This window comes from Streptomyces sp. NPDC031225 (genome assembly GCF_055570355.1).
The window spans coordinates 288196-303396 of record NZ_JBVIHJ010000005.1; the positions used below are offsets into that span (position 1 = coordinate 288196).

Annotated in this window: 14 protein-coding genes; 9 read left to right on the top strand and 5 right to left on the bottom strand. The window is 72.5% G+C overall.

Translation table 11 applies throughout. The annotated features are described in order from the left end of the window. Window positions 1-155: 155 nt before the first annotated feature. From ACZ48Z_RS10935 to ACZ48Z_RS10945, 3 genes are all read left to right on the top strand, one after another. Window positions 156-1196, top strand: a complete 1041-nt coding sequence (locus tag ACZ48Z_RS10935) for a zinc-dependent alcohol dehydrogenase (protein WP_468735497.1) — start codon at window positions 156-158, stop codon at window positions 1194-1196. A gap of 138 nt (window positions 1197-1334) precedes the next feature. Then, complete coding sequence (locus ACZ48Z_RS10940; protein WP_468735498.1) at window positions 1335-2537, top strand: sensor histidine kinase; 1203 nt, start codon at window positions 1335-1337, stop codon at window positions 2535-2537. Window positions 2538-2641: 104 nt separating this feature from the next. Beyond that, window positions 2642-4120 (top strand): MFS transporter, encoded by a 1479-nt coding sequence (locus tag ACZ48Z_RS10945; RefSeq protein WP_468735499.1) that lies wholly within the window; start codon window positions 2642-2644, stop codon window positions 4118-4120. A gap of 73 nt (window positions 4121-4193) precedes the next feature. On the opposite strand, the gene ACZ48Z_RS10950 is transcribed toward ACZ48Z_RS10945, so the two are convergent. Further along, window positions 4194-4706: a hypothetical protein gene (locus ACZ48Z_RS10950; RefSeq protein WP_468735647.1), complete on the bottom strand. Its 513-nt coding sequence runs from the start codon at window positions 4704-4706 to the stop codon at window positions 4194-4196. Window positions 4707-4829: 123 nt separating this feature from the next. Between ACZ48Z_RS10950 and ACZ48Z_RS10955 the strand changes: the two genes are divergently transcribed. Then, on the top strand, window positions 4830-5174 hold the full coding sequence (locus ACZ48Z_RS10955) for a cupin domain-containing protein (protein WP_468735500.1): 345 nt from the start codon (window positions 4830-4832) through the stop codon (window positions 5172-5174). Here ACZ48Z_RS10955 and ACZ48Z_RS10960 read toward each other — a convergent pair. Then, window positions 5164-6168: a LacI family DNA-binding transcriptional regulator gene (locus tag ACZ48Z_RS10960; RefSeq protein WP_468735648.1), complete on the bottom strand. Its 1005-nt coding sequence runs from the start codon at window positions 6166-6168 to the stop codon at window positions 5164-5166. The genes ACZ48Z_RS10955 and ACZ48Z_RS10960 overlap by 11 nt on opposite strands. 116 nt (window positions 6169-6284) lie before the next feature. Here ACZ48Z_RS10960 and ACZ48Z_RS10965 point away from each other — a divergent pair, with 116 nt between their 5' ends. After that, window positions 6285-7439: a Gfo/Idh/MocA family protein gene (locus ACZ48Z_RS10965; protein WP_468735501.1), complete on the top strand. Its 1155-nt coding sequence runs from the start codon at window positions 6285-6287 to the stop codon at window positions 7437-7439. A 185-nt stretch (window positions 7440-7624) separates the two neighbouring features. Here ACZ48Z_RS10965 and ACZ48Z_RS10970 read toward each other — a convergent pair whose 3' ends face one another. After that, window positions 7625-8644 (bottom strand): LacI family DNA-binding transcriptional regulator, encoded by a 1020-nt coding sequence (locus ACZ48Z_RS10970; RefSeq protein ID WP_468735502.1) that lies wholly within the window; start codon window positions 8642-8644, stop codon window positions 7625-7627. Window positions 8645-8751: 107 nt separating this feature from the next. On the opposite strand from ACZ48Z_RS10970, the gene ACZ48Z_RS10975 reads away from it, so the two are divergent. The 4 genes from ACZ48Z_RS10975 to ACZ48Z_RS10990 all read left to right on the top strand — a co-directional run bounded on the left by ACZ48Z_RS10975 (window position 8752) and on the right by ACZ48Z_RS10990 (window position 12997). Then, window positions 8752-9918: a phytanoyl-CoA dioxygenase family protein gene (locus ACZ48Z_RS10975; protein WP_468735503.1), complete on the top strand. Its 1167-nt coding sequence runs from the start codon at window positions 8752-8754 to the stop codon at window positions 9916-9918. Between the two features lie 51 nt (window positions 9919-9969). After that, window positions 9970-10746, top strand: coding sequence for an SDR family oxidoreductase (locus ACZ48Z_RS10980; RefSeq protein WP_468735504.1), 777 nt, complete (start codon window positions 9970-9972; stop codon window positions 10744-10746). 83 nt (window positions 10747-10829) lie between these two features. Continuing rightward, window positions 10830-11834 (top strand): Gfo/Idh/MocA family protein, encoded by a 1005-nt coding sequence (locus ACZ48Z_RS10985; protein ID WP_468735505.1) that lies wholly within the window; start codon window positions 10830-10832, stop codon window positions 11832-11834. A gap of 113 nt (window positions 11835-11947) precedes the next feature. Continuing rightward, window positions 11948-12997, top strand: a complete 1050-nt coding sequence (locus ACZ48Z_RS10990) for a Gfo/Idh/MocA family protein (RefSeq protein ID WP_468735506.1) — start codon at window positions 11948-11950, stop codon at window positions 12995-12997. Window positions 12998-13067: 70 nt separating this feature from the next. Here ACZ48Z_RS10990 and ACZ48Z_RS10995 read toward each other — a convergent pair whose 3' ends face one another. Together ACZ48Z_RS10995 and ACZ48Z_RS11000 are read right to left on the bottom strand one after the other, a co-directional pair. Next, window positions 13068-14039 carry a hypothetical protein gene (locus tag ACZ48Z_RS10995; RefSeq protein WP_468735507.1) on the bottom strand — a complete coding sequence of 324 codons (972 nt, stop codon included), beginning with the start codon at window positions 14037-14039 and terminating at the stop codon, window positions 13068-13070. 132 nt (window positions 14040-14171) lie between these two features. After that, window positions 14172-15191 (bottom strand): Gfo/Idh/MocA family protein, encoded by a 1020-nt coding sequence (locus tag ACZ48Z_RS11000; protein ID WP_468735508.1) that lies wholly within the window; start codon window positions 15189-15191, stop codon window positions 14172-14174. Window positions 15192-15201: the final 10 nt, after the last annotated feature.

Genomic DNA, 15201 nt, shown 5'->3' on the forward strand with positions numbered 1-15201 from the left:
GAGCGGACGCGGGCCCTCGCGCCCAACCTGTGGGGACAGGGGAAAGGCGCGGTCGCCGGGCCCGGAGGCGGACCACTCCCCCCTGTCCGCCGCCCGGGCCCGGTGGCACAACTCCTCAGCACCGCCTCTCAGTACTCCGGAAAGTGAGACACCCCATGGCCACGATGAAGTCCGTCCGCACCGCGAAGGACAAGGTCGACGTGGTGGACGTCGAGCAGCCCGCACCCGGCCCCAAGGACGCCCTCGTGCGGATCCGGGCCTGCGGGATCTGCGGTACGGACACCTTCTTCCTCCATATGGGCGGCATGCCCGCCGGCGCGGACGGATCGATGCGGGCCATCCCGCTCGGCCACGAGCCGGCCGGCGAGGTCGTCGCGCTGGGCGCCGAGGTGCAGGGTCTGAAGGTCGGCGACCGCGTCGTCGTCAACCCGCAGGGCGTGCCCTCGGGCATCATCGGCTGCGGCGGCGACATCGGCGGCATGGACGAGTACGTGCTCATCGAGAACGCAGAGGTCGGCACGAGCGTCGCCGTCTTCCCGGACGACATGCCCTTCGACGTCGCCTCCCTCAACGAACCCATGGCGGTCGCCCGGCACGCCGTAAACCGCTCCGGGGCGAAGCCCTCGGACAAGGTGGTCGTGTTCGGCGCCGGGCCCATCGGTCTGGGCGCCGCGATCTGGCTGAAGCTGCGGGGCGTGGAGCACGTGACCGTGGTCGACATCATCCCCGAGCGGCTGGAGACCGCGCTGGCGGTCGGCGCCGACGCGGTCGTCAACTCCGCCACGGAGGACCTCACGGCCCGGCTGACGGAGCTGCACGGGGCGGCCGTCAACGCCCTGGGGCAGCCGCGGGTCGGCACGGACATCTACCTCGACGCGGCGGGGGCGCCCGCGGTCTTCAACTCCGTGATCGCCAACGCCAAGTGGCACGCGAAGCTGGTCATGGTCGCCGTACAGAAGAAGGGGGAGGTCGACCTCGGCGGCATGCTGCGCAGCGAGCTCACGCTCATCGCCTCGCAGGGGTATCCGACCGAGATCTTCGAGGTCACCGCGGAACTCGTGGAGCACAGGGAGCGGTTCTCGAAGCTGATCAGCCACCGGGTGCCGTTCGGTGAGGTGGGGCGGGCGTTCGAGCTGGCGCTGACGCCCGGGGCCGCGGAGAAGGTCGTCGTGACCTTCGACGGCGACCAGGCGTAGGTACGCCGCAGACAGTGCCACGATGCGTCTTCCGGCGTCCGCGGCTTCGTGTGGCTGGTGGCACGGTTCCCCGCGCCCCTTCCAGGCGCGCGAGCGCGCGGCAGTGGACGCACCGGAGTGAACAGGGACCCCCACCCCATGATCGACAACCCGCGGGCTCTTCCCCGCGAGCGTCCGGGCCGCTGCGACACGGCCCTGCCCCTCGCCCTCCTGGTCTGCTCCCTTCCCGGGAGCCTCGTCACCCTGCCGGGCGACGACCCCGTGGTCAGCTGGTGGCCCGGGGTGCTGCTGACCGGGGTCGCGTGCACGGCGCTGCTGTGGCGCCGGCGCCGGCCTCGTGTCACCACGGCCGTGGCCATCGTCTGCGCGACGGTCGTGTCCGCGCTGGGCTACATCGTCACCGTTCTGCTGCTCGGTCCGCTCATGACCGCTCTCTACGGTCTGGCCCTGCGCACGGACCGCAGGACCGCCAACACCTTCGCGCTCGCGGGCATCGTCTGCCTGATCTCGGCGGCCGTGCCGGCCGGTCCCGGTGACGAACCCCTGATCCTCAAGCTGCTCGGGCCCGCCGCCTGGCTGCTGCTGCCCATCGCCCTCGGCACCACGACCAGGCTTCGCGGCGCCTACCTGGAAGCCGTGCAGGCCCGGGCCGAGCACGCGGAGCGCACCCGGGAGGAGGAGGCCCGGCACCGGGTCACCGCCGAGCGGATGCGGATCGCCCGTGATCTGCACGACGTGGTCGCCCACCACCTCCTGCTGGCCAACATGCAGGCCGCCGCGGTCGGCCGCCTGCTGCCCGCACGGCCCGGCGACGCCGGGAGGATCGCCGCCGAGCTGGCCGGCACCACCTCGTCGGCGCTGCGCGAGCTCAAGGCCACCGTGGGCCTGCTGCGGCATGACACCGATCACGCGACCGACAGCGACGGAACACCGGAGCCCACCCCGGGACTCGCCCGGCTGCCGGAACTCGCCGCCTCCTTCCGCCCTACCGGGCTCACGGTCACCCTGATCACCGAGGGAACGGCGAGACCCCTGTCCGCCGGTGCCGACCTCACGGCGTACCGCGTCGTCCAGGAAGCCCTCACCAACGTCACCAAGCACGCGGCCGTCGACACGGCGGAGGTACGGCTCGTCCACCGCGCCGACAGCCTGCTCATGTCCGTCACCGACGGTGGCACCGCGTACGCCGACTCCCCCTCCCCCGGCGGCGGTTACGGCCTGATCGGCATGACCGAGCGGGTCCGTTCGGCAGGCGGCCGGATCCGGACGGGGCACCGTCCGCAGGGCGGTTTCGAGGTGGTCGTCGAACTGCCGTACCGCGTGGCGGAACCGGCCGTCTGAGCCGTGTCGCCCAGACCACAGCAGATTGAACTTGCTTAACTCAATCAATTACGATTCACTTGAGTAAGTCAAGCAACTCCTTTGTCCCGACGGAGGCCCCAGCCATGTCCGACGCCCTTGCCCGACCCGCCGAAGCGGGGTCGTTCTCCCCGCCGAAGCCGAACGCCGTGGTGGCGGTGCTGGCCCTGGCCGGAATCGTCGTCTCGCTGATGCAGACCCTGATCATCCCGATCGTCCCCGAGCTCCCCAAGCTCCTGAACGCCGAGGCCTCCGACACCGCCTGGGCGGTCACCGCCACCCTGCTCGCCGCGTCCGTGGCCACCCCGGTCGTCGGACGGCTCGGCGACATGTTCGGCAAGCGCCGGATGCTGCTGCTCAGCATCGTGCTGCTGGTGTCCGGTTCGGTGGTCTGCGGCCTCGCCGACTCCCTCGTCCCGATGATCATCGGACGTGCCCTGCAGGGCCTCGCCGCCGCGGTGGTACCGCTCGGCATCAGCATCATGCGGGACGCGCTGCCGGCCGACCGGCTCGCCGGGTCCACCGCGCTGATGAGCGCCTCGCTAGGGGTCGGCGGTGCGGTGGGACTGCCCGCCGCCGCGTTCATCGCCGACAAGTGGGACTGGCACATCCTGTTCTGGGTCTCCGCGTGCCTCGGCGCCGTCGCCTTCGCCCTCGTACTGCTGGTCGTCCCCGAGTCGAAGGTGCGCGCCGGAGGCCGTTTCGACCTGGTCGGCGCCATGGGCCTGTCGGCCGGTCTCGTCTCCCTGCTCCTGGCCGTCTCCAAGGGCGGTGACTGGGGCTGGACCAGCGCCTCCACGCTGGGTCTCGGCATCGCCGCGGTCGTGATCTTCCTCAGCTGGGGCCGGTGGGAGCTGCGCAGCACGCAGCCGCTGGTCGACCTCCGTACGACCGCGAAGCCGCAGGTGCTGTTCACCAACCTCGCCTCGGTGGCCCTCGGGTTCTCGATGTTCGCGATGTCCCTGGTGCTCCCGCAGCTGCTCCAGCTGCCCTCGCAGACCGGCTACGGCCTGGGCAGGTCGATGCTGACCGTCGGTCTGGTGCTGGCCCCGCAGGGCCTGGTCATGATGGCCATGTCCGCCGTCTCCGCGGGCGTCACCAAGGCCAAGGGCCCCAAGGTCACCCTGATGATCGGCGCCCTGATCGTCGCCGCCGGCTACGGCCTCAACATCGTCCTGATGTCCGAGGTCTGGCACCTCGTCCTGGTCTCCTGCATCATCGGCGCCGGCATCGGCTTCACCTACGGCGCGCTGCCCGCCCTGATCATGAGTGCCGTGGACCCCACCCAGACGGGTGCCGCCAACAGCCTCAACACCCTGATGCGGTCACTGGGCACCTCCTTCGCCAGCGCTCTCGCCGGCGTGATCCTGGCCCAGATGACCACCGACTTCGGCGGGGTCGCGCTGCCCTCGGAGAACGGCTTCAAGGTCGTCATGGCCATCGGTGCCGGGGCCGCACTGCTCGCCTTCCTCGCCGCGACCTTCATTCCGCGTCAGCGGCGGGCGGCGCAGGACGCTCCGGCCGACGGTCCGGTGGAGCCCTCGGACGTCACCGCCAAGGCGTAGGCCCGGGCCGGACGGCCGTCACCCTTCTTCGGGGTGGCGGCCGTCCGGCATGCACGACTCCGGCTCCGTACGCCTACTTGATCAGGGCGTTCGCCACCACGACCACCACTCCCAGCATCGCGTCCACCACCCCGATGGTCACCGCGACGGCCCACGGCCGGTGCGACCAGCGGGCCGTGACCAGGCCGAGGGTGAACAGGAGGGTGATGTTGAGGACGAAGGCCGCGTACTCGACGCCGTTCGCCGGCCACCAGCCCCAGCCGGCGCCGGCCAGCAGGAGAACCGTCGGCAGGACCGCGGCGACCAGGGGCCACTCGTCGGCGAGGACGCGCAGGGCGTCCCAGCGGCGGTGCGGGGCGCGCTCGGCGATGTAGTGGGCGTAGCCGTGCGCGAGGGCGGAGGCGAGGGCGGTCACCAGCAGCCAGAGGGCGTCGTAGCTGCGGCTGTCCCGGGAGGTGTGCCCGTACTGGGTGAGGGCCGCGACCATGGAGCAGGCCAGGACCGAGCCGTAGACGCCGCCGAAGAGGACGGCCTCACGGGTGTCGTGCAGGTGCGGCCGGGCCGCGGCACACTCGGTGTCCGCCATGCCCTCCACGATCACCTGGGGCGAGGCACGCCGCCAGTCCACGACGAAGTGTCCTGCCACCTGCGCCGACACTGCGCACACTGTCGACGGCCGGGTCGGGAACGGCCCGGCTAGGGTCGCTTCATGGACCACAGCTTCGTACTCCACATCCCCGACGCCGAGCTCGATTCGGAGCCCCTCGCCCGGGAGCAGATCGTCTCCGGGACTCCCGAGGTGACCGGGAAGGTGGTCTGGGAGTCGGAGGACGGCCGCCAGATCCGCGGCATCTGGCAGATCACCCCCGGGGTCGTCACCGACACGGAGGCGGACGAGCTGTTCGTCGTGATCAGCGGTTCGGCGACCATCGAGGTCGACGGCGGCCCCACGTTGCGGGTGGGGCCCGGCGACATGGCCGTGCTGCGGGAGGGCGACCGGACGACCTGGACGGTGCACGAGACACTGCGGAAGGCGTACGCGATCAATCTGTGAGCGGGCTCGCCGTCGTCCCCCGGATCTCGAGCGCCGGGGCGGCGAGATCCGTACGGCCCGCTCCGCCGCGCCCCTCGAACCGGTCCAGCAGACAGCGTGCCGCGCGGCGGCCGACCTCGTGGCTGGCGTTGTCCACGGTGGTGAGCCAGACGTGGCGCAGCCGGGCGATGCTCGTGTTGTCGTAGCCGACGACGGACAGGTCGCGCGGGACGGCCAGGCCCAGTTCCTCGGCGGCCGACAGCGCGCCGATGGCGGCGATGTCGTTGAAGGCGAAGACGGCGGTCGGCCGGTCGGGGCGGCTCAGCAGCCGGACCGTGGTGCGGTAGCCGCCCTCCTCGGTCATGTCGCTCGCCTCGACGACCGCCTCCCCCGCGAGGCCGTGCGCCCGCATGGCCGCCTCGAAGCTGCGCCGGCGCAGCTCGCCGACCGCGCCGTAGCCGGCGATGTGCGCGATGCGCCGGTGACCGAGGCCGATCAGGTGCTCGGTGACCAGGCGGGCGCCGCGCTCGTCGTCGTTGGCGACGACGTCCACGCCCGGCAGGTGCGGCTCGCGTGCGCCCGCCACCACCACGGGGAGGCGCTCGGCGACCGGCCCGAGCGCGGCGGGGTCGGGCAGGGTGCCGACCACGACCAGGCCGTCCACGCCGAGGTCCAGGAAGGGACCGGCCGGGTCCTGTCCGGTACGGCGGTTGAGGCGGGCGTCGGCCAGGAGCATGCGCAGGCCGTTGTCGTGGAGCAGGGAGTTCAGGCCGTCGAGCAGGTCGACGAACCAGGGGTTGCGCAGGTCGTTCAGGAGGACGCCGACCGTGCGGGTGCGCTGCTCGCTGAGGCTGCGGGCGGCGGCGTTCGGGCGGTAGCCGAGCTCGCGCACGGCCCGCAGCACGGCCTCCCGCTTCTCCGGGCGCACCTGGTCGGAACCCCTCAGGACGAGCGAGACGAGTGACTTCGAGACACCGGCCCGGTCGGCCACATCGCGGATCGTCGGCGGTCTCATGAGCATGGACCGTTCCATGGCCCGGTGCGGCTTGTCAAAGGGTTGACAGCTTGCGGAGACGGCACCCAAGGTGACCTGGACAGAATATGGACCGGTCCAAAGAGGGGCTGTCAGTCATGGTGGACACGCTGGGCGTCGCCGTCGTCGGATTCGGCTGGATGGGGCGGGTGCACAGCCAGGCCTACGCCCGTGTCCCGCACCACTACCCCGGGCTCGCCCTGCGTCCGCGGCTCGTGACCGTCGCCGAGGACGTCCCGGGACGGGCCGAGGAGGCCGCGGCGCAGTTCGGGTTCGCCTCCACGACCCGCGACTGGCGTGAGGTCGTCACCGACCCGCGCGTGCAGGCCGTCAGCATCACCGCCCCGAACTTCCTGCACCGCGAGATCGGTGTCGCGATGGCCGAGGCGGGCAAGCACATCTGGATCGAGAAGCCGGTGGGCCTGACCGCCGCGGACGCCCGGGCGGTGGCCGACGCGGCAGCCACCATGGGGGTGCGGAGCGCGGTCGGTTTCAACTACCGCAACGCGCCCGCCGTCGAGGCCGCCCGTGAGCTGATCGCCGCCGGGGAGATCGGGACGGTCACGCATGTCCGCGTCCGGCTGTTCAGCGACTACGCGGCCCACCCGCAAGGTGCCCTGACCTGGCGTTACGAGCGGGAGCGCGGCGGCAGCGGAGTGCTCGGCGACCTCGCGTCGCACGGCGCCGACCTGGCCCGTTTCCTGCTCGGCGACATCGTCTCGCTGACGGCCGACACCGCGATCTTCCTGCCGGAGCGCGCCCGCCCCACCGGCGCCACCGCCGGGCACACCCTCGCGACCGGAGAGCTCGGGCCGGTCGAGAACGAGGACTACGTCAACTGTCTGCTGCGCTTCGCCTCCGGCGCCCGGGGAGTCCTGGAGGCCTGCCGGGTCTCGGTCGGCGAGCAGAACAACTACGGCTTCGAGGTGCACGGCACGAAGGGCGCGGTGTTCTGGGACTTCCGCCGCATGGGCGAGCTGGGTGTCAGCCGCGGGACGACGTACCAGGACCAGCCGGTCAGCACCACGTATGTCGGCCCGGGAGACGGGGAGTTCGGCGCCTTCCAGCCGGGCGCGGCCAACGCCATGGGCTACGACGACCTGAAGGTCGTGGAGGCGTACCGCTTCCTGCGGTCGATCGCCGAGGACACGTCGTACGGGGCCACGTTGCAGGACGCCGTGCACAGCGCCGCCGTACTGGACGCCATGTCCCGGTCCGCGGAGAGCCGTTCGTGGGTGGAGGTGTCGGTGTGACGGTCCCCGGGGTGGAGTGACGCGCGGCGACGACCCCGGAATCGGCGTTCGGGCCCGGAGCGCCGGGGCGCTCGTGACCGCCCCGCCCGCGCCCGCCGACCTGCGCGCCGGAAATCCGGTGCCGTACGGGAAGCCGAGAAGCGGGCGATCGCCGGGTGCCCGCGGGAAGAAGGCCGCCCCGGTACCTAGTACGGCATGTTGTACGGCGTGACGACCTGTATCGCCGAAGGTGCCGTCACCCCCGCGGGCGGCAACGCCCCGTGCGCCCGCATCACGATCTGACACGCCTCCCGCATGTCCTGCCGCAGGTCGTGGTGGAGCACGGCGGACAGCCGGTGTTCCCGCAGCAGGCGGTCGTTGTCGTGGTCCAGGTCGTGGGCCACGAACACCGCGCACTCCCGGCCCAGGTCCTCGAAGGCCCGCAGGGTGGCGATGTTGCCGCCGCCGATCGAGTACACCGCGCGGATCTCCGGGTCCCGCTCCAGGGCGGCCCGCACGAGGTCGTACTGCGTGGCGTCCAGGCCCTGTCCCTCGGCGATCTCGACGACGCTGCGATCCGGGTGCCGGGTGCGCATGCCGCTGCGGAAACCCATCTCGCGCTCCTCCTCGTTGCGGAAGAAGCCGCTGCTCAGGCTGGTGAGGACGTTGCCGGGGCGGTCGCCGAGCCACTGGCCCATGAGGTAGGCGGCGGTCGCTCCCGCCGCCCGGTTGTCGATGCCGACGTAGGCGAGGCGGGCGGTGGAGGGCAGGTCGGTGACCAGCGTGACCACGGGGATGCCCGCCTCGGCGAGCCGGCCGACGGCCGCGGTGACCTCGGGGACGTCCGGGGCCTTGAGGATCACGCCCTGCGAGCCGCGCCGCGCTATCCGGTCGAGGGTCTTCGCCAGTTCCGCCACCGGGCCCGTCTCGCGGAAGTGGAAGCGGGAGCGCACGACGGCGGGGTGCAGGGCGGGCAGCTCGGCCTCCAGAGCGGCGCGCACGGCCGTGGAGAAGCGTTCCGGCGTCTGCATCACTATGTCGATCATGAAGGTGCGGCCGACCAGCCGGACCTGGGTGCGCTGCCGGTCCAGGTCTGTGATCGCCTGCTGGACCTCGCGGGCCGTACTCGCCCGGACGCCGCCCCTGTCGTTCAGGACCCGGTCGACGGTGGCCTCGCTCAGCCCCGCCTGTCGTGCGATTTCCCGGATCGGGAACGGGTGTCCCACGAGTCTGCTCCTTGAGGGGTTTTTGATGGCCGCCTGCTGGTTGTTCGACGCGTTTGTCATGACAAGAATGACAGCGCTGAGTCGCCCCTGTCACCGAGAGGACGCCGATGTCCTTCACCGCCGTACACCACCGCGCCTGGCTGTCCGAGCAGGACTGCGACCTCGACTCCTTCCGCACGCTCGTCGAGCGGACCGCCGACCCCGCCGACTACCCGCACGCCGCCGGTGCGGAGCGGAACGTCCTGCTGTACGACGCCGAGCGTGTCCTCGGCGCCAAGGACCGCCGGGACGTGCAGGAGGAACTGGTGCGGGCCCTGACCGACGGCCCCGGGGTCGTGGTCCTCCAAGGGGCGTTCGCCGATCACGCGGTCGTCGACCGGTTCACCGAGGTCTTCGACTCACTGATCCGCGAGCAGTATGCGGCGGGCACGACCGCGGGCGACCACTTCGCGAAGCCCGGAGCCAACGAGCGGGTGTGGAACGCGCTGGAGAAGGCGGCCCTCTACGACCCCTCGGCGTTCGCCGACTACTACGCCAACCCCGTCGTCGCCCTGGTCTGCGAGGCCTGGCTCGGCCCGGGCTACCAGGTCACCTCGCAGGTCAACGTGGTCAACCCGGGCGGCCTCGCCCAGACCGTGCACCGCGACTACCACCTCGGTTTCCTCTCCGACGAGGTCGCCGCGGCCTATCCGGCGCATGTGCACCGCCTCTCCCCCGTGCTGACGCTCCAGGGCGCCGTCGCGCACTGCGACATGCCGGTCGAGTCGGGGCCCACGCTGTACCTGCCGTTCTCGCAGCGGTTCGAGCCCGGTTACCTGGCGTGGCGGCGGCCGGAGTTCCAGGCGTACTTCAAGGAGCACCACGTCCAGCTGCCGCTCGCGAAGGGCGACGCCGTGTTCTTCAACCCGGCGCTGTTCCACGCGGCCGGGACCAACCGCACCACGGACGTACGGCGCATGGTCAACCTGCTCCAGGTGTCCTCGGCGTTCGGGCGGGCCATGGAGACCGTGGACCGGGAGGCGGTGTCGAACGCCGTCTACCCCGTGCTGCTGCGGCGCAAGGCGGAGGGTGCCGACGCGGAGTGGCTCGACAACGTGATCGCCGCGAGCGCCGAGGGCTACCCCTTCCCCACCAACCTCGACAGCGACCCACCGGTCGACGGCCTGGCCCCGCCCTCCCAGGCGGACCTCGTACGACGGGCGCTCGCCGAGGGCTGGATCGCGCGAGTGCTGCGGGACGCGCTGCGGGCAGGTGCCGACCGGCGCATCAGCTGACCCGCCACGGGCGGCAGGTCGGTACGACATCCGAAAGGGACTGGCACATTCATGGGACTTCTCGACGACAAGGTCGTCCTCGTCAACGGCGGCAGCCAGGGCGTCGGTGCCGCCATCGCGCGGGCCGCCGTCCGTGAGGGGGCGGTCGTGGCCGTCACCGGGCGCCGGCCGGAGCCCGGTGAGGCGCTGGTGGCGGAGCTGGCGGCGGCCGGCGGCAAGGCGATGTTCGTCCGCGCCGACCTCGCCGACGCCGAGCAGGCCAAGGCGTCCGTCACGCGGGTCGTCGAGGCGTACGGCCGGGTCGACTGCCTGGTGAACTCCGCCGGGCTCACCTCCCGGGGCACGCTCCTCGACACCACGCCCGAGCTGTTCGACCAGCACATCGCGATCAACCTGAAGGCGCCGTTCTTCGCCATGCAGGCGGCGGTCGCGGACATGGTCGGCCGGGGGGCACCCGGCACGGTCGTCAACATCATCACGTCCTCGGCGCACGGCGGGCAGCCGTTCCTCGCTCCCTACGTCGCCGCGAAGGCCGGTCTGATCGGCCTCACCCGCAACGCCGCGCACGCGCACCGCTGGGACCGGGTCCGGATCAACGGCCTCAACATCGGCTGGACGGCGACCGAGGGCGAGGACGCCACCCAGAAGGCCTTCCACGGCGCCGGTGACGACTGGCTCGACGAGGCCGCCGCCCGGCTCCCGATGGGCAAGCTCGGCCAGCCGGACGAGATCGCCGACTTCGTGGTCCTCCTGCTGTCCGACCGGTCGGGCGTGGTGACCGGATCGGTGATCGACTGGGACCAGAACGTCCTCGGCGGCCTCGACTGACCTCCCCCTTCCCCGCTCTCCGCTCTCTGCGTTTCCCTCGAAAAAACCGCTCGCACGTACCGCTTTCTAGGAGCTGCACCCCCATGCGCATCGGAATCCTCGGCCTCGGCCGCATCGGCGCCTTCCACGCCGAGACCCTCTCCGGACTCGACGCCGTCGAGTCGCTCGTCCTCACCGACCCCTTCGCGGAGGCCGCCAAGTCCGCCGCCGAGCGGTTCGGCGGCGAGGTCGTGGACTCGCCCGAGGCCCTGCTGGCCGCCGGCGTGGACGGCATCGTGATCGCGGCGGCGACGGACGCCCACCCGGGGCTGATCCTGGCGGGCGTCGAGGCCGGCATCCCCGTCTTCTGCGAGAAGCCCGTCGCCAAGCACATGAGCGAGGGCGTCGAGGTCCTCAGGGCCGTCGAGGGCAGTGACGTGCCGATCCAGATCGGCTACAACCGCCGCTTCGACACCGGTTTCGTCAACGCCCGGGCCGCCGTGCAGAGCGGTGAGCTGGGCAAGCTGCACACCGTGCGCTCGACGACGCTGGACCCGGCCCCGCCGCCGGCCGCGTACGTCGCCGCCTCCGGGGGCATCTTCCGGGACTGCTCGGTCCACGACTTCGACATCATCCGCTGGGTGACCGGCCGCGAGGTCGTCGAGGTGTACGCCGTCGGCGGCAACCGGGGCGCCGACTACATCAAGGACGCGGGCGACGCCGACACCACCGGCGCGCTCCTCACTCTCGACGACGGCACGATCGCGGTGATCTCCAACTCCCGTCACAACGCCCGGGGTTACGACGTCCGCATGGAGATCCACGGCTTCACGGACTCCATCGCGGTCGGCCTGGAGGACAAGCTGCCGCTGCGCTCGGTCGAGCCCGGTGTGACCTTCCCCGCGGGCACCCCGCACGACTTCTTCATGGACCGCTTCACGGCCGCCTACCGCGCCGAACTCACCGCGTTCACCGAGGTCGTGGCCGGCACCCGGCCCTCGCCGTGCACGATCTCGGACGCCCTGGAGGCGGGCTGGATCGCCGAGGCGTGCACGCTGTCGCTGCACGAGCACCGCCCGGTGACGATCGCCGAGGTCCGCTCCGCCTGACCCCTCCCCTGTGTCCCGGGTGCACAAGGCCCCGGGGCACAGGTGTGTGAACGCTCCGCTCCCGGCGCCCGTTCACGGTCACCGTCCCGCACCAACGAGGAGGAACCCCCGACATGAGCGAACCGCTGCGCATCGGAGTGCTGGGAGCCGCGCGGATCAGCGAGAGCTCGCTGATCGGCCCGGCCCGGGCGCTCGGCCACCGGGTCGTCGCGGTGGCCGCGCGCGACCGGTCCCGCGCCGAGGCCTACGCGGCCGGGCACGGTGTGGAGCGGGTGGCGGGGTCGTACGCCGAACTGATCGCCGACCCCGAGGTCGAGGTCGTCTACAACCCGCTCGCCAACGGCCTGCACGGGCCGTGGAATCTCGCGGCGCTCGCCGCCGGCAAGCACGTCCTGTCGGAGAAGCCGTCGGCGAGCAACGCCGAGGAGGCCGTGGAGGTGCGGGAGGCGGCCGCGAAGGCCGGGACGGTCTTCATGGAGGCCTTCCACTACCTGTTCCACCCGCTCACCCGGCGGCTGCACGAGATCCTCGGGAGCGGTGAGATCGGCGAACTGCGGCACGCCGAGGCCCTGGTGGCGATCCCCGCGCCCCCGGACACCGACCCGCGCTGGTCGCTGCCACTGGCCGGTGGCGCGGTGATGGACCTCGGCTGCTACAGCCTGCACGCGCTGCGCATGCTGGCGCCGTGGGCGGGCGGCGCACCGCAGCTGGTGGCCGCGCGCGGCGGGGAGCGAAGCGAGATGGGGGTCCCCCCGGACGGAGTCTGGGGGAGGGCGGCGGCGCCGGGGGTCGACGAGTGGCTGGACGCCGACCTGGCCTTCCCCGGCGGCGCGACCGGGTCCGCGCGCTGCCACATGGCGTACGACCGGCTGGAGATGAGCTGCCGGATCGTCGGTTCCCTGGGCGAGGTGCTCGCGCCGAACTTCGTGCTGCCGCAGCGCGACGACCGGGTCGTGGTGCGCACGGCCGACGGCGAGCGCACCGAGCGGCTCGGCACCCGGTCGTCGTACACCTACCAGCTGGAGGCGTTCGCGGACCGGGTGCGCGGGGGTACGCCGCTGCCGCTGGACGCGGACGACGCGCTGACGACGATGACGCTGATCGACGCCGCCTACCGGGCGGCCGGGTTCGAGCCGCGGCCGCGTTCGGAGGCGGTGCGGTGACACCGCCGAGGGCGTGCTCCGAACGTGGGCCCGTCCGCCCGCCGGGCAGGCGGGGCTACCCCAACACGCCTCAGGCGTCGCGCAGTTCCGCCAGTTCGCGCCGGGTGCTCAACTCCTTCTCGGTCTGCCCGAGTTCACCGAGCACGTCGGCGAGGCAGTCCAGAGCCGACGGCAGCACACTCGTGCCGTGCGGCTTGCGGGCCTCGGCCACCGCCTCCCCGGCGCGGGCTCGGGCCTCCGCCGGGTCGCCGGTGGCGCTGTGACAGCGGGCGAGGTCGATCAGGAGCCGTACCCGCAGCGGCAGGACGATCGCGGGCACGGTCCAGGCGACGGCGCCCCGCGCGGCCTCCCTGGCCTCGGGGCCCACGCCCAGCGCGTCCTCGTACCGCTCCAACCGGGTGAGCCCGCCGACCAGTTCGGCCAGGACCCGTGGCCGCACCAGCGCGACGCGCGCCGATTCCCTGAGCGACATGGCGGCGAGGAGCGCGGCGCACTCCTCGTACACGGCCACGGACTCCTCCGCACGGCCGGCCGCGGCGAGCACCAGCCCGTACGTCCGCAGCGCGCCGGACAGGGTGCCGAAGGACCGCTCCCCGCGCCCCGGGACGGGGTGGGCGCGGTACAGCTCCACGGCCTCCCGGGCCGCCGCCTCGGCCTCCTCGATCCGTCCCGCGTCCGTGAGTGCCTGCGCCCGCAGGTGTACGGCGAACGCGGTCAGTGCCGGTGACCGGGGCGCGTCCGGCGAGGACAGTGCGGCGTCGGCCGCCGCGCAGGCCTCGTCCTGGCGGTCGTTGAGCAGCAGCGCGTAGGCGCGCAGGGCCTGGGCGCGGCGGAGCCCGTCGGCCCCGTCGGCCAGTGAGCCGTACACCGCGACGGCTTCCTCGGCCCAGGCCAGTCTCCGGGTGGGCGACGGCGGCCACAGCGCCACCCGGCCGGGCGTCACACTGTGCAGCAGACCGGCGCCGAGCAGCCCTCCGGCCTTCTCCGGCGCCAGCCTGGCCGCCGCGCGCGGCAACGGCAGCAGTATCCCTACGAGCCCCATACGCACCCCCTCGCCGCCCCGCCGAGGACAGCCGCGTCATGGTCGCACAGCGGGTCCCGCCGGGGCCGCGATTCACGGGGTACGTAGCGAGCATGGGGGAACTTCGCCGAACTCCCCCCGCGCGGGCCGGGGTCAGCCGTACAGCGCGGGCCGCTCCACCAGTTCCACCGGCACCCGGCCGCCCTCGGTCAGCGAGCGCACGCCCGCCTCGCACACGGCGGCCGCGGCGTAGCCGTCCCAGACGCTCGGGCCGGTGACCTCGCCCCGGCGGGTGGCGTCGACCCAGGCCTGGACCTCGCGGTCGTAGGCGTCGGCGAAGCGTTCGACGAAGTCCTGGGCGATGGTGCCGCCCCATCGCCCCGCCATGTCGGTGACCATGGCGTGGCCGTCGCCGATGCGGGCGGTGCCGCGTTCACAGACGGCCTCGGCCCGGACCTGGTAGCCGAAGCCGCAGTTGACGAAGATCTCCACGTCGGAGAGGGCGCCGCCGTCGGTCTCGAAGACGACGAACTGCGGGTCCTGGAGGTCGTCGGGGGCGTTCGCCGACGGGGTCGGGCGCAGTACCGTGACCGCGGTGATCTCGTGTCCGAGGAGCCAGCGGGTCACGTCGGTCTCGTGGGCCACGGAGTCGCTGATCAGCATGGAGCTGGTGAAGAAGGACGGGCTCGCGGCGTTGCGGTGCCGGTTGTGCAGCATGAGCGGCCGCCCCAACTGGCCGGTGTCCAGCAGGGCTTTGAGCTTCATGTACTCGGCGTCGTAGCGCCGCATGAAGCCCACCTGGACGCGCCGGCGCCCGAGTCGCCGCTCGGCCTCCAGGACCCGCAGCGCGGAGGCCGCGTCGGGGGTGAGCGGCTTCTCGCACAGCACCGGCAGATCGTGCTCGAAGGCCTGGATCAGCGCCGCCTCGTGGGCGGGGCCGGGTGAGGCGATCAGGACGGCGTCGACGTCGGCCGCCGCCATCGCGGAGGCCGGGTCGGTGTAGGCGGTGCAGCCGTCGACGCGGGCCGCGATGCGTTCGGCGCGCTCCGCGTCGACGTCCACGACGGCGCTCACCCGGGCTCCGCTGACGACCTCGTGGATGCGGCGGACGTGGTCGGCGCCCATCTTGCCGGTGCCGATGACGGCGACGCGCAGGGTGCCTCGCTCGGTCATGGTCGTCCCT